Here is a 10,479-nt window from a genome sequence, read left to right as displayed (position 1 = left end):
GATCAGCGCGTAGCATCATTCATCGTTGGAGGGCAGGATCGGTGGGAGTCTGGTCAGGCCATGATGCGTGATGCACGGCCAGATCAATGGAACAGCTTTGTGTGGGAGGATCGGCTAGTACAGGACAATCAGCCGAAGATCAGAGACTGTCGGATCGGAGCAACTCAGGCCCGACAGCCGAAGTCCTGCGTGATTACGATTAAGCCTGATGCACAGTAGTATTTGATGAGGAATAAGCTTTCATAAGGAAAGGGCTTTCCCGGCAAAGGGAAAGCCCCAACATTATTTGTCCGGTTAACCGAGATTAAGCAGAATGTTTTTTCATGTCAGAGTTTGGCTTTGTGTTCAGCAGATAGGGGCCTGCGGCACGAATAGTCATGGAGAGAATACCCATTTTCCCATGTGTCAGGTGATCACCTAACGGGAGTTCAGCATTCCCATTGGTCCATGCGCAGTCCGTCCAGTCGGTATCGTGCCAACCCGAAGGTTTTTCGTCCTGAAGGTGAGAAGTAATATCGAACTGCTGTTTGGCACATTGAAGCTGCACATCTGCTACGGCCACGCCCATATAGCGACGATCATCGACAAACGGGCCAATCACGTCTGATGGACGGCTAGAACGCGAGACGATCCGCACAGACTCTGTATTTGGTGGTAGCATGAAGCTGTAGTGATGCGCGGTCTTACGCATGGGACGGATCACAGCGCCTGTCTGAGTGATAAGATGTAGGTCAGGATCCGTTGTCGTTTCGATTTTTGTCGTCGAGATCTTGGTGCCCACAACACTGTTTTCACGCCATTCCAGAGCCCGGAAGAGCGGTTCTACAAAGGAGCGTTCCACGCCCAATGGCGCACCGGCATCATCGGCCCAGTTCTTTACCGCTCCGCGCAGAGTTGCGATTTTGCCTTCCTGACGGAAGGATGAACGGTTCCCGGTATCAAGATAGCTTTCTGTGAGCATGCCATCAGCGGTGATGACAGAATGCTGTTCTGTTTCTACGTGATAGTAATCGTAAGAAGTAATGGACTTGTCATAGAAGATAGACACACCATTGACCAGCATACGAACGGGGACAAAACGGTCTCTGAAGAACAAGCAGTGTTCAGCCGTAATCAGCATATCCTTATAAGGTACGCCATCGGCAATGGCGTCTTTAAGGATACGCACAGGCCAGCCAGCTTCATCATCGGGAAGGTCAGGACGTACTGTCGCACGCGCTTTACCCACCCAGACAACCTGACGGACTACGTCTTCATCGTTTCTCCAATCAAAAGCGATTACTTCATCACCAATCTGGATATCTTCGACCGCGACATCACCTTTCGATGTACGGATCATGCTGCCAGATAGGAAGCAGACAAGGACAGCACTTGTTCCTAAGCTATTGGTCGGAGAAGCGCTGATGTACAGGTTTCCACCACTTTCTTGTTGATACAGAGAGTTATTGGAAATGGTATAATCACCAGAAACTTTAACAGTAATCCCAGTATCTGTTGTAATGCTTGTTGTGTTTGAAGTGCTGTCATATGTTGCATTTGTAACCTTACCAGATCCAGGTATTTCTATAGTAGATCCAGTGTTTCCAAAGCCGGAAATATTACTGAAAGTTAAAATTGTTATTCCACTAGCTGGTGTAATCACCAAGGTGCCGCCACCATCACCAAAGGTGATAGTTGAGCCGCCTAATGCACTGATTTCTGATGTTGAGAGCGTTCCTAGATTTATGGTGCCGCCGTTCTCAATTTTATAACTATTTCCGCTTAGAGCAGAAATAGCGTTATCTCCAGTAATATTTATAGTCCCACCATCGGCGGTAAAAGAAGATCCCGTTAACGCACCAAGAACACTTGATGAAACATTAACTGTAACGTTTGCACCGTCTTTTGACGTAACACTATAGGGGTTAGCTGCACTTATTAATGAAGGTGCAAACGATAATGTATCGGTAATATCTCCGGTAAATGTTACTCCTGCTCCTCCTAGGGAAGCCACTCCGAGAACCCATCCTGCGGGAAATAATGTGTAGCTACCACTGTCTGTTACAGTATTATTATATCCATAGAGAAGACTCATTTTTCAAAACTCTGATTTGCGCAAATGCTGCAATTGGCATTTTGCTCCGTTTAAACTACCGACAATGTTTAAGTTGTAAGAACAAAAAAAGCAACAAAAAACACATATTGTTAAATAAGTAACAACAAAATATTTTGCGCAAATCAAAATTTGAGTTGAAAATACACGCAATTCTTAATGAACGGAAAGATTTCGTTCCAATCTGACTATAGTCAGATTGGGACAGACCGGAGCCACGGTGTATCAAGGGCTGCATGGTGGTTTTTCCGGGAGGGTTCAAATGGGACAGTGCACGGTCATCTATTGCCGGGTTTCCACGGCCGATCAGTCCTGCGCGCGCCAGAAGGACGAGTTGAAGCGGTTTGCCGAACGCGCGGGATATGAAGTGCTGGGCGTTTTCATGGAGACTGGCTCTGGCGTCCGGGTGGATCGGGCCGAGCGTCGAAAGGTCATGGCACTGGCCCAGGCCCGTGAAATTGATGCCATCCTGGTGACGGAGCTGTCCCGCTGGGGGCGTTCGACCATTGATCTCATCTCCACGCTTCAGGAGCTGGAGAGCTATCGTGTTTCCCTGATCGCCATAACGGGGATGATGTTTGACCTGGCGACGCCGCATGGACGGATGCTAGCGACGGTTCTGGCCGGGATTGCGGAGTTCGAGCGGGATCTGATCAGCGAGCGGGTGAAGTCCGGTCTGGCCGCTGCCAGGGCGCGCGGAAAGGTTCTCGGCCGACAGAAAGGAGAGCGGCCGAAGTCTGACCGTCTGGCTCCGAAGGTTCTGGCGCTAGTGGCTGAAAAGCGGAGTTATCGGTGGATCGCCCGTGATCTGGGAATCAGCAAGAACACTGTTGCGGCCATTGTGCAGAGAGATCAGGTGAGGCCTTCTCTTCCCTCGTAGAAAGTGTATACAGGTATAAGATTATACGTGTAGAGGTGTAGCATGAAGGTTCTCGCTGTTCTTTCGCAGAAGGGCGGTGTCGGAAAAACGACGCTTGCAACCTGTCTCGCTGTCGCGGCTGAGCAAGCGGGTAAGGTTGCTGCTATTATTGATTTGGACCCACAGGCGACAGCCTCTTTCTGGAAAGACGTACGCCAGCTCGATACACCGGCTGTGGCTTCAATTCAGCCGATACGTTTGCCTGCAATGCTCAAAGCCTGCGCGGATGCGGGTACTGATCTTGTGATTATCGACGGAGCTGCTGTTGCACGTGATGTAGCTTATGAAGCGGCGCGGCATGCTGACTTCGTTCTTATTCCGACGAAGACGGCCGTGTTCGATACAATGAGTATGACACACACATTAGATGTGGTTCGTCAGCTCGATAAAGCGTTCGCTGTCGTTTTAACTTTTGTGCCCCCTCAGGGGCAGGAGACAGGGGATGCCATTAAGGCCGTGACCGAATTGGGGGCAACGGTCTGTCCGGTGACAGTAGGAAACCGCAAGGCATTTTTCCGTGCACAAGCGGCAGGACAGGCTGTGCAGGAATTCGATGCACATGGGCCAGCAGCAAACGAAATTAAGCGGTTATACGAGTATACAGATATACAATTATACAAAAATCGGGAAGTAGTGTGATGTCGAAAAGCAATACGCTACAAGCGATGCTTGATCGCGCCAAAGGTAGTGGTGAGGCAATGCCAACCCCTTCCCTGAAGCCAGATATATCATCCCGTAAACCTACGCTGAATGGTCGTAAGGGGACCAAGTTGATCGGTGGGCATTTTTCTCCTGAAGTCAGCACCCAGCTTCGTATTATCGCGGCGGAAGAGGGAACGACGGTTCAGAGTTTGCTTGGAGAAGCACTGGACGATCTGTTTGTGAAGAAAGGACGAAGCAGGATCGTTAGCGGTTAAGTATACACGTATACAACTATACGCGTAGGCTGTGTCTAGCGTATAGGGTTGCGTTTATGTCGGTTGCGGCAGAATCCGACAAATGCGGCACTGGGGTTTTGCAACTCTGGTTGTCCGCTATCATTCCACCATGACACCCATTCATCATAGAGTGCGTAGACATCATATCCTGGAGCAACTCCTCTAGCGTCATGGAAACCCTCGGGATCGACAAATGGTTTCTGGAGTTTTGGCTCTATTACCTTGACGGTATCCATCGTTTCCCGATTACGGAAAGTAACTGTGTTGCTGTTTATTTCAACAGCATAATCAGGCAAGTGGTTATTGATTGCCAAGTCCCGGAGCATTGAGCGAAATACGCGAATATGGCTACTGGCCCCCGTTTTTTTCTGTAAAATTTCTATAGAAACAACCCATTTTTCCTGAGCGCCACAATGCTTGCGTGCAAGTTCGTATATTCTCCGTTCAAGTGGTTTGCGTAAACGAAAATAATCGCGATGTAATGTCAGTACACTTCGGCCTTCGATCATTCTGAACAGCCATTCGGATAGCGTTACCTTGATTTCGGACATTTGTCCGGAATTGGTCTTACGGACAATTCGCCATTCATTGATAAGGCCAAAGCCTTCGGTGATTTCTTCTCCATCAGCTTTGATGTTGGTGGTGATCCGTGTGCCTGCTAAGCGCTCAAATGCGCTCCGAAGCCGCTTATAGCCATCACCATCAGTTTGACGGTTGGTCCACACCAATAAATCGCGTGCGGTAAGGTGGAGAGTTCGATTTGGCAGCTCACCTTGATTCATTTTCGCGATAAGCTGCGAAATGCAATAGATAAGGATATCCTTATCATGGATCGTCGCGAGCCCTTTGATGCTCGGAACGATCTCAACTGTATTGCCATTGTGCTCGTATCGGAAAATGCGTCGATCAGGTTTAGTGGCAAGCGAGAAAATTGGATGTTCCATCGAGGCCATATCATCTTTGGGGATGGCATCAAGGACATCACAAATAAAAAGATCTGGTGTTGGATATCGTTCCGGAAGAAGAACTGAACGCCCATCAACATTCGGGGTTTCACTGACGATAAGTGCCAGTTCGGGGTTTCGCTGACGGTCTGGTTTGATTCGGGGTTTCATTGACGGCTAGTTTAGATTCGGGGTTTCGTTGACGCAAGAGATAGATTCGGGGTTTCGTTGACGCAGATTCGGGGTTCTGGAGTCACTAGATTCGGGGTTTCGTTGACGCAAGCGACCAAAAAACAGTGTTTTTTTGTTGTATTTTCAGATGGTTATGTGGCTGTGGAAAACCCTTAACACTACTTTTAACACATAAATTAACACACTAAACCTGTGGATAACTTTTCATTACTTGGAATTTCTTGCCAAATGAACCCAAGCGCCGCCTCTTGGGGGCTCCGCCCCCGCCGGCTCGCAGCCTACGGCCGCCCCGATCGCGCACAGCGCGATCTCCCACCCGGCATCCCCCTGCTCGCCCTTTCAGGGCTGCGCTAAGCAGACACGCCTACGGCGCGAAATCATAATCTGACGATGCATTGCATCGTCTCTCCACCAGCACCTTCCTCTCCCGCGTCGGCGCCTTCGGCGCCCTACGGGGCTCCCGCTCCGCGCTCGCCCAACGCCTGCAACATCAGAAGAACCAGGCAAGACCGTAATCTGCTCAAGACACATCGGAGTTCAAGCGATCATTCAGCGGCTCACGTGCCGCAATATGCCCGTCAGACGCCATAGGATGACCGTACAGGCGTTATCAGATGTGGCGGCCAGTTAGGCGGGCAATAACGCTATTGCGCTTTGTGCGGCCTCCCAGGACGCTCTGCGGGCCTTGTCGGGAATTGATGGGCTGACCATTTTCTGTGCGTCCGTCCAGATATTCTCCTCCTAACTTTCAGCGGGATGGTTCTGATTGAAAAACCCAAGCGTTAGGGATATAGTGAATTATGCCGACCCTTCTGCGCATCAATGGCTTTCGTGTCGTGATTTACACGGCAGATCATGTGCCAATGCACGTTCACGTCATAAGCGCGGATGGGGAAGCAGTAATTGAAATTGGCAGGAAAGCCCGCCTGATACGGGCAGGTGGCATGAAGGATAAGGCTATACAGGAAGCCCTTGTCATCGTGCAGGACCACGCTGAGATGCTGGCTGAAGCATGGGAAAAGATACATGGCGAATGACATGAACTATCAAGCTGCTCGTGAAGCAGACGCGCTTCATCGAGCAACAGTTCCTCATGCGGTCTCCGCACGGTTGATCCGTGCACGCCGCGCCCTTCATGTCACGCTCTCCAACGGAGTTGAAATGAGCGTGCCTGTGGATCTGCTACAGGATTTGCAGGGGGCTTCCCTGAATGATCTGGCCGAGATCGAGATCACCCCGCTGGGGAATGGCCTTCACTGGCCCCGTCTTGATGCTGATGTCCTGGTTGAAGGTCTCATCCACGGTATCTACGGTTCCCGAAGCTGGATGGCGGCACAGATGGGACGTGTGGGCGGATCATCCGCCAGTCCCGCAAAGGCGGCGGCTGCACGCCGGAATGGTGCTAAAGGCGGTCGGCCAAGGAACGTCGCGTAAGATAGTCACCCCTTTCAGACTTCCCAGTCGTCGCGATCGATATGATCCGTCTTCTGTCCTATTTCTCCTGGTCCCGATCTTCAAACCAGTTTTGGCCTGCGTCCAGGTTTCTTCTCTGGCAAGCGGGTGACTGGCGCTTCCCCTTCCGATACGTCCGAAAGTTCCGGTGTCGCCTTGACGGCCCTTCCTAGTCCGGTCTTCTGGGCCAGGGCAGAGCGTCGGGCCGCATAGTCAGGAGCCACCATCGGGTAGCTTTCAGGCAGGCCCCATTTCTCCCGATACTGTTTTGGTGTCATGCCATAGGCGGACTGGAGATGCCGCTTGAGCACCTTCAGCTTTTTCCCGTCCTCCAGGCAGATAATGTAATCCGGAAAGACCGATTTCTTCACAGGCACGGCCGGCACCAGATCCGGTATTCCGGTCGTCATCTGTCCCAGGCTATCGAGCGCCTGAAACACTGTGCCGATGAGGCCGGGCAGGGTGTCGGCTGGAACTGTGTTGCTGCTGACATACGCCGTGACAATCCGGGTCGTCAGTTCCCGCAGCGTGTCCGTTTCGGATGATCGTGTCTCGTGGTCAGTCATGGTCGTTTCCGCCTGTTGTCCTGTCATGTTCCTGGTCCCTGTCGAAGGCATTAAGCCCCGCGCGCCTCCAGCGTGTTTTCAGGTCGCCTGAAGCGGTATTCCTGCCCTCCCGAAGCTGCCCCGCAATGTCCAAGAAGGCCCCGAGCAGGGTGGCGCGGTCATCATCGGTCAGATCGACCAGTCCCGCCTTCTGGACCAGGCCACCCAGTTCGATCAGATGACGGGTCCGTTCCCGTCGTGCCTTCGCCCAGTCGCGCATGTCGGTGCGTGCCTTTCGTGCCTGATGTCGATGGATCAGGACCGCCTGCTTCCTGATCCGACTCTCAAGCGCCAGAAGCTCCGCTCTGATCGTTTCCGGTTCCTTTCCGGCCGCCCTTTTTTGCCCCGGCCTGAAAGAACGCCGTCCCCCGTTCGGTCCACCTCGCAACGGCTTCAGGTTTGCCGTCCGCTTGTTCGACTGCTGCAAGAAGAACCCCGGCCAGCGCCTCGATCGACAGGGTATCGGCTCCCGTCGCCTCGACCAGTTCGCCGAGCTGGATGGTTCGTTGCGCCTTAAGCTGCTTCGCCTTTTCCTGAAGCGCCTTCAGTTCCGCATCAATGTCCCGTGGTTTGCGCATTTTCCGTCCCCTGTCCTACTGATTTGTGCCATACTCTACCATACAGACAAAAACCGCGTCACTCATCCAGAGTAATCAATCCTTGTGGCGCAATAAAATATGAGTGCGCGCTTATACGTCACTGCGTGACGTGCGCTTAAATGGTGTGATATGATCGCGTCCATGGCGATCTATCACCTGCATGCAAAGGTCATCAGCCGCGCCACCGGTCGGAGCGCCGTGGCGGCGGCGGCCTATCGCGCGGCGTCCCGCCTGCATGATTTGCGGCTGGATCGCGACCATGACTTTTCCAACAAGAGCGGTGTGGTGCATTCCGAGATCCTGCTGCCCGATGGCGCGCCGGAACGGTTTCTCGACCGTGCGACCCTATGGAATGAGGTCGAGGCGATCGAGAAACGCAAGGATGCCCAGCTTGCCCGTGAGGTGGAGTTTTCAATCCCGCGCGAAATGACCCAGGCGCAGGGGATCGTGCTGGCACGGGATTTTGTGCGGGAGCAGTTCGTGGAACGCGGTATGGTGGCCGATCTCAATGTACATTGGGATATTGGTGAGGACGGACAGGCGAAGCCCCATGCCCATGTGATGCTGTCCACGCGGTCTGTGGATGAGAACGGGTTTGGTGCAAAAGAACGCTCGTGGAATGACAAGGACCTCCTGCTGACATGGCGGGAGCGATGGGCGTCACTTGCCAATGAATGGCTGGCCGAACTGGACCTAGACGTGCGGATCGATCATCGGTCGTTCGCGGCACAGGGGATTGACCTTGAGCCGCAGAACAAGATTGGTCCGGCCGGGATGCGCCGGGAAGAGCGGGGCGAGGATGCGGAGCGGGTCGCTGATCATCTGGAGATCGCGCGAGGCAATGGCGAGACGTTGCTGGCCGAGCCACATGTGGCGCTGGAGGCGCTGACCCGACAGCAGAGCACATTTACCCGGCAGGACCTGGCGCGGTTCGTGGACCGGCACACGGCGGACGCAGAACAGTTCAGTGCGGTCATGGTTCGGGTGGAGGCGTGTCCGGAGCTGGTCGCTCTCGGGAAGGACGGGCATGGGCGGGAGCGGTTCTCCACGCGCGCGATGATCGGGGTCGAGCAGCGTCTGGAAGAAGCGTCGCTCGCGATGGGGCAGTCTCAGGGGCATGCGGTGCCGCTGGCGGTGCGTCGGGCGGCGATGCAGCATTCCGGTCTTGGGGACGAGCAGGCGCTGGCGGTGGGCGAGGTCACGAAGTCCCGCGACCTGTCCGTGGTGGTCGGGTATGCCGGGACGGGGAAGAGCACCATGCTGGGGGTAGCCCGCGCGGCATGGGAAGAGGCCGGGTACCGGGTGCGCGGGGCGGCGCTGTCGGGGATCGCGGCGGAAGGGCTGGAAGCTGGGTCTGGGATTGAGAGCCGGACGCTGGCGTCCCTGGAGCGGGCGTGGGAGCGTGGGTTCGACCTGCTGGAGCGCGGGGACGTGCTGGTGGTGGACGAGGCCGGCATGGTGGGGTCACGGCAGATGGAGCGGGTTCTGTCTGTCGCCCGCGAAGCCGGGGCCAAGGTGGTGCTGGTGGGCGATCCCGAGCAGTTGCAGGCGATTGAGGCGGGTGGTGCGTTCCGGGCGGTGGCCGAGCGGGTCGGGTCGGTGGAAATCACCACCGTACGCCGGCAGCGTGAAGGCTGGCAGCAGGCGGCTACGAAGGAGCTTGCGACCGGGCGGACAGAGCAAGCGCTGGGACGCTATGAGGCGGCCGGCCTGGTGCGCGGGCATGACACGCTGGAAGAAGCGCAGGCCGGCGTGGTGGCCGGGTGGGAGGAAGCCCGTCAGGCTGCGCCAGAAGAAAGCCAGATCATGCTGGCGCATCGGCGTGTCGATGTGCGGGCGCTGAACGAGACGGCACGCGCCATCCGGCGGGAGGCGGGTGAGCTGGGTGACGACGTGCTGGTGCCAACCGCCCAGGGCGAGCGGGTGTTCGCGGATGGGGAGCGTGTCTACTTCCTGCGCAATGACCGGGAGCTGGGGGTGAAGAACGGCACGCTGGGCACGGTGCGGGGCATCGAGGGGTCGCCTGAGGCTGGGGATCTCGTGCTGTCGGTGCAGCTCGACGGGCCGGGTGGGACCGGGCGCGGCCGGGTCGTGTCCGTGTCGGTGGCGGAGTATGACGCGCTGGATCATGGCTATGCGGCCACCATCCACAAATCGCAGGGTGTGACGGTGGACCGGGCGCATGTGCTGGCGACGGGGAGCATGGACCGGCACGGGGCCTATGTGGCGCTGTCGCGCCATCGGGAGAGCGTGTCCGTCCATTGGGGCCGGGATGACGTGGGCGACCGGGACGGGCTGGTGCGGCGGCTGTCACGCGAGCGGCTGAAGGACACCACGCTGGATTATCCGCATGAGCGGGATCGGGATGCCGGGTTTGCGCGGCGGCGCGGGCTGTCTGTTCCCGAGAGTGAGATCGTGGTGGAGCGCGGCAAGGCTGCCTCTGGCCCCCGGCAGGACAGGCAGGCCGAGGCTGTCCATACGCTAGATCCGGCACCGGCACAGCAAAAGCGCGGGATGTTCGATGGACTGGACCTGTCCGTGCGGCCGGGGCGTCGCACGGCGGAAAAAGACGTGTCGGCCGGGCAGAAGGCTGAGGCCGGGAAGGGGAGGAGTGAGGTTGAGCGTGAGGCTCCTGTCTCTCCCTTTGCGGGTTTGAGGCTGCCCCGTGTGCAGCGTGAGCAGGTGCCGGTCGGGCTGGACGGGTTTGTGCCGGGTGGTGATCCGCTTCAGCAGGCGGT

General features: G+C 55.7%; 12 protein-coding genes. 7 read left to right on the top strand and 5 right to left on the bottom strand.

What is annotated here, in order from left to right:
- On the top strand, window positions 1-219 hold a 219-nt coding region (locus Abin_RS15350), incomplete at its 5' end, for a DUF6118 family protein (RefSeq protein ID WP_048848540.1).
- Window positions 220-304: 85 nt separating this feature from the next.
- On the opposite strand, the gene Abin_RS15345 is transcribed toward Abin_RS15350, so the two are convergent.
- Complete coding sequence (locus Abin_RS15345) at window positions 305-2,074, bottom strand: Hint domain-containing protein (protein WP_048848535.1); 1,770 nt, start codon at window positions 2,072-2,074, stop codon at window positions 305-307.
- 280 nt (window positions 2,075-2,354) lie between these two features.
- Here Abin_RS15345 and Abin_RS15340 point away from each other — a divergent pair, with 280 nt between their 5' ends.
- Genes Abin_RS15340 through Abin_RS15330 form a run of 3 tightly spaced genes read left to right on the top strand, consistent with a single transcriptional unit; the run spans window position 2,355 to window position 3,928 of the window.
- The gene (locus Abin_RS15340; protein WP_048848533.1) at window positions 2,355-2,972 is read left to right on the top strand and encodes a recombinase family protein; all 618 of its coding nucleotides are present in this window, start codon (window positions 2,355-2,357) and stop codon (window positions 2,970-2,972) included.
- Between the two features lie 42 nt (window positions 2,973-3,014).
- Window positions 3,015-3,650: a nucleotide-binding protein gene (locus Abin_RS15335; protein ID WP_048848530.1), complete on the top strand. Its 636-nt coding sequence runs from the start codon at window positions 3,015-3,017 to the stop codon at window positions 3,648-3,650.
- Window positions 3,650-3,928: a ribbon-helix-helix domain-containing protein gene (locus tag Abin_RS15330; protein ID WP_255319431.1), complete on the top strand. Its 279-nt coding sequence runs from the start codon at window positions 3,650-3,652 to the stop codon at window positions 3,926-3,928. Before Abin_RS15335 ends, Abin_RS15330 begins: the two co-directional genes overlap by 1 nt.
- 35 nt (window positions 3,929-3,963) lie before the next feature.
- On the opposite strand, the gene Abin_RS15325 is transcribed toward Abin_RS15330, so the two are convergent.
- Window positions 3,964-5,064 (bottom strand): replication initiator protein A, encoded by a 1,101-nt coding sequence (locus tag Abin_RS15325; protein ID WP_048848528.1) that lies wholly within the window; start codon window positions 5,062-5,064, stop codon window positions 3,964-3,966.
- Window positions 5,065-5,885: 821 nt separating this feature from the next.
- On the opposite strand from Abin_RS15325, the gene Abin_RS15320 reads away from it, so the two are divergent.
- Complete coding sequence (locus tag Abin_RS15320) at window positions 5,886-6,122, top strand: DUF4160 domain-containing protein (protein WP_035382370.1); 237 nt, start codon at window positions 5,886-5,888, stop codon at window positions 6,120-6,122.
- The gene (locus Abin_RS15315) at window positions 6,112-6,519 is read left to right on the top strand and encodes a DUF2442 domain-containing protein (RefSeq protein ID WP_048848526.1); all 408 of its coding nucleotides are present in this window, start codon (window positions 6,112-6,114) and stop codon (window positions 6,517-6,519) included. Before Abin_RS15320 ends, Abin_RS15315 begins: the two co-directional genes overlap by 11 nt.
- 80 nt (window positions 6,520-6,599) lie before the next feature.
- On the opposite strand, the gene Abin_RS15310 is transcribed toward Abin_RS15315, so the two are convergent.
- The 3 genes from Abin_RS15310 to Abin_RS15300 form a co-directional block, all read right to left on the bottom strand.
- Window positions 6,600-7,103, bottom strand: coding sequence for a MucR family transcriptional regulator (locus tag Abin_RS15310; protein ID WP_048848524.1), 504 nt, complete (start codon window positions 7,101-7,103; stop codon window positions 6,600-6,602).
- Window positions 7,096-7,362, bottom strand: coding sequence for a conjugal transfer protein TraD (locus tag Abin_RS15305; protein WP_048848522.1), 267 nt, complete (start codon window positions 7,360-7,362; stop codon window positions 7,096-7,098). The genes Abin_RS15310 and Abin_RS15305 overlap by 8 nt, the downstream gene beginning before the upstream one ends.
- 64 nt (window positions 7,363-7,426) lie before the next feature.
- On the bottom strand, window positions 7,427-7,720 hold the full coding sequence (locus tag Abin_RS15300; RefSeq protein ID WP_048848519.1) for a conjugal transfer protein TraD: 294 nt from the start codon (window positions 7,718-7,720) through the stop codon (window positions 7,427-7,429).
- 162 nt (window positions 7,721-7,882) lie between these two features.
- On the opposite strand from Abin_RS15300, the gene traA reads away from it, so the two are divergent.
- The coding region (gene traA, locus Abin_RS15295) for a Ti-type conjugative transfer relaxase TraA (protein WP_048848536.1) at window positions 7,883-10,479 on the top strand (2,597 nt) is incomplete at its 3' end.

The organism is Acetobacter indonesiensis, assembly GCF_000963945.1.
Taxonomy (GTDB): Bacteria; Pseudomonadota; Alphaproteobacteria; order Acetobacterales; family Acetobacteraceae; genus Acetobacter; species Acetobacter indonesiensis.
This window is presented reverse-complemented; position numbering and strand designations above follow the sequence as displayed.

Excerpts from the sequence above, each read along its gene's own strand:
- Abin_RS15340 (WP_048848533.1), top strand. The coding sequence starts at position 2,355 with ATGGGACAGTGCACGGTCATCTATTGCCGGGTTTCCACGGCCGATCAG.
- Abin_RS15335 (WP_048848530.1), top strand. The coding sequence starts at position 3,015 with ATGAAGGTTCTCGCTGTTCTTTCGCAGAAGGGCGGTGTCGGAAAAACG.
- Abin_RS15300 (WP_048848519.1), bottom strand. The coding sequence starts at position 7,720 with ATGCGCAAACCACGGGACATTGATGCGGAACTGAAGGCGCTTCAGGAA.
- Abin_RS15330 (WP_255319431.1), top strand. The coding sequence starts at position 3,650 with ATGTCGAAAAGCAATACGCTACAAGCGATGCTTGATCGCGCCAAAGGT.
- Abin_RS15305 (WP_048848522.1), bottom strand. The coding sequence starts at position 7,362 with ATGCGCGACTGGGCGAAGGCACGACGGGAACGGACCCGTCATCTGATC.
- Abin_RS15345 (WP_048848535.1), bottom strand. The coding sequence starts at position 2,074 with ATGAGTCTTCTCTATGGATATAATAATACTGTAACAGACAGTGGTAGC.
- Abin_RS15320 (WP_035382370.1), top strand. The coding sequence starts at position 5,886 with ATGCCGACCCTTCTGCGCATCAATGGCTTTCGTGTCGTGATTTACACG.
- Abin_RS15315 (WP_048848526.1), top strand. The coding sequence starts at position 6,112 with ATGGCGAATGACATGAACTATCAAGCTGCTCGTGAAGCAGACGCGCTT.
- Abin_RS15325 (WP_048848528.1), bottom strand. The coding sequence starts at position 5,064 with ATGAAACCCCGAATCAAACCAGACCGTCAGCGAAACCCCGAACTGGCA.
- Abin_RS15310 (WP_048848524.1), bottom strand. The coding sequence starts at position 7,103 with ATGACTGACCACGAGACACGATCATCCGAAACGGACACGCTGCGGGAA.